The organism is Dietzia sp. HMSC21D01 (assembly GCF_001815995.1).
GTDB lineage: Bacteria > Actinomycetota > Actinomycetes > Mycobacteriales > Mycobacteriaceae > Dietzia > Dietzia cinnamea.
The window spans coordinates 1-2541 of the sequence record NZ_KV823746.1 but is presented as its reverse complement, the minus strand read 5'-3'; the positions used below and the strand labels follow the sequence as shown (position 1 = coordinate 2541).

Here is a 2541-nt window from a genome sequence, read left to right as displayed (position 1 = left end):
CGGTCGCCGCCGCCGAGGCCGACGAGCGGGTCTACGCCGCGGTCGCCGTGCACCCCACCCGCGCCCGCGAGGCCACCGATCCCGAGCACGGCGAGCAGGTGCGCGAGCGCCTGCGCGAGCTCGCCGCCCACCCCCGCGTCGTGGCGGTGGGAGAGACCGGCCTCGACCACTACTGGGTGGGAAAGATGGACGACTGCGCGGACCCGGCCGAGCAGGAGGAGTCCCTGCGCTGGCACGCCGGGCTGGCCGCCGAGCTGGGCAAGTGCCTGATGATCCATAACCGCGAGGCCGACGCCGACCTCATGCACGTCCTGGGCGAGGTCGCCGGCCCCGACTCCGGCATCCCGCACGTCATGCTCCATTGCTTCTCCTCGCCGCTGGACGTCGCGGAGGAGGCGTTGGCGCGCGGGTACGTGCTGTCCTTCACGGGCAACGTGACGTTCAAGGCCAACGAGCACCTGCGCGAGGCCGCCCGCCTGGCGCCCCCCGGACAGCTGCTCGTGGAGACCGACGCCCCCTACATGGCCCCGGAGCCGTTCCGGGGGGCTCGCAACGAGCCGGGTCTGGTGGGATACACCGTCCGGGCGATCGCGGAGGTCCGCGGGCAGTCGCCGGAGGACCTGGTCGCCGAGGTCGCCGACACCGCCCGCGCCGTGTTCGGCCTCACCGTCTGACCCCCTTTTCGAATCCGCTACCCTCCGCCGGGATCCGCTAGTCCTACAGGGGTAGCGGTTGTCGAGTCCGGGTAGCGGATCTCGAGGGGGCTGCCGGGAGGGCCTGCCCTGCGGGGTTAGGTGGGAGGGGCTGCCGGGAGGGGCCCGTGTGACTCGAGGTACGAACGGGGCTCGCGGGGATCGTGTAACGAAACGTGACCTGAATCCCTTGTCGTCGTCGTCACATCAATGCACGTCAGGGGGTGGCGCGTTGCCGACGCTCCACCGCCTCGTTACGCTACCGTGATGAAACGCGGACGGCCGTACGGCCGTTCACGGGCGATACGAGGAGAGAACCGACCAGTGGCTGACGACGCACGGACCGACACCCCCACGGGCACCCGACCCGACGGGACGCGGGGCCTGCTCGACCCCATTCACCGACTCCACGGATCCCGCTCCACCATGCTGCGGCTGTCCGTGGCCGGGATGCTCACCACCCTCGTCGTGGGCGGCGTCGCGGCGCTGGACCAGCGCACCACCTACACCCTCGAGGTCGACGGCGAGCAGGTCGAACTGGTCACCTTCAGCTCCGACGTGCGCGCCGCGCTCGCCGACGCCGGCTACAGCGTCGACGACCGGGACGTGGTGATCGCGCCCGGCGACAGCATCGACGACGGCGACACCGTCACCCTGCTGCGCGCCCGGCCCGTCACCGTCGAGGTCGACGGTCGCAGCGAGCAGGTCTGGACCACCGCCACCACCGTCGCCGACCTCGTGGCCGAGCGCGACGACGTCCCGCCCCGCAGCTACGTCAGCCCGCGCATCGACGCGGACGTCCCGCTCGACGGCACCACCGTCTCCGTGGTGACCCCGCGCGAGGCGCTGCTGTCCGACCACGGCGGCCCCGCCACCCCGATGGCCTCACCCGGTGAGACGGTCGGGCAGTTCCTCGAGCGCGCCGGCATCACCCTCGGCCCGCTGGACACTGTCACCCCGGCCCCGGACGCCCCCGTCGAGCCCGGCACCGAGGTCACCATCACCCGCGTGGCCGTCGCCGAGGAGACCGCGGTCGAGCAGTTCAAGGCCCCCGAACAGACCACCGAGGACCCCGAGGCCACAGAGGGCGAGCGCACGGTCGTCGATCCCGGTGCTCCCGGCGAGCGCGAGGTCGTCTACACGATCACCCGCGTCAACGGCGTCGAGACCGAGCGCGCCCGCGGCGCGGAGAAGGTCCTCACCGAGGCCCGCCCCGCCGTCATCCGCGTGGGCACCAAGCCGAAGCCCTCCGCGCCGGCCGTCTCGAACGGCGGCGTGTGGGACTCGATCGCCCAGTGCGAGTCGGGCGGGAACTGGAGCATCAACACCGGCAACGGGTACTCCGGCGGGCTGCAGTTCGCCGCCGGCACCTGGACCGGCCACGGTGGCGGCCAGTACGCGCCCAGCGCGCATCTCGCCACGCGCGAGCAGCAGATCGCGATCGCCGAGAAGGTCCGGGCCTCGCAGGGCTGGGGGGCCTGGCCCGCCTGCACCTCCAAGCTGGGCCTGCGCTGACCGGCCCGGACGCGACCTTCCGCGGGCAGGCCGACCCACTCGGCCCGCAGGAGGTGCGCGCGCTCGCCGGGGAACTGGGCATCAAGCCCACCAAGACCCTCGGACAGAACTTCGTTCACGACGCCAACACGGTCCGCAAGATCGTCACCGCGTCCGGTGTGGGCCGCGACGACACCGTGATCGAGGTCGGCCCCGGTCTCGGGTCGCTGACCCTGCCGCTGCTCGACGCCGCCGGACGCGTGGTGGCCGTGGAGATCGATCCGGTCCTCGCCGCGCGGCTGCCGCGCACGGTCGCCGAGCGGGCGCCGCGGCTGGCCGAGCTGCTCACCGTCGT

3 protein-coding genes are annotated in these 2541 nt (G+C 72.9%); all 3 read left to right on the top strand.

What is annotated here, in order from left to right; genetic code table 11:
• On the top strand, positions 1-674 hold a 674-nt coding region (locus HMPREF3086_RS03075), incomplete at its 5' end, for a TatD family hydrolase (protein ID WP_070720129.1).
• A gap of 342 nt (positions 675-1016) precedes the next feature.
• Positions 1017-2207, top strand: a complete 1191-nt coding sequence (locus HMPREF3086_RS03070) for a resuscitation-promoting factor (protein WP_061229784.1) — start codon at positions 1017-1019, stop codon at positions 2205-2207.
• The coding region (locus HMPREF3086_RS03065; protein WP_305790926.1) for an rRNA adenine N-6-methyltransferase family protein at positions 2204-2541 on the top strand (338 nt) is incomplete at its 3' end. The genes HMPREF3086_RS03070 and HMPREF3086_RS03065, both read left to right, overlap by 4 nt.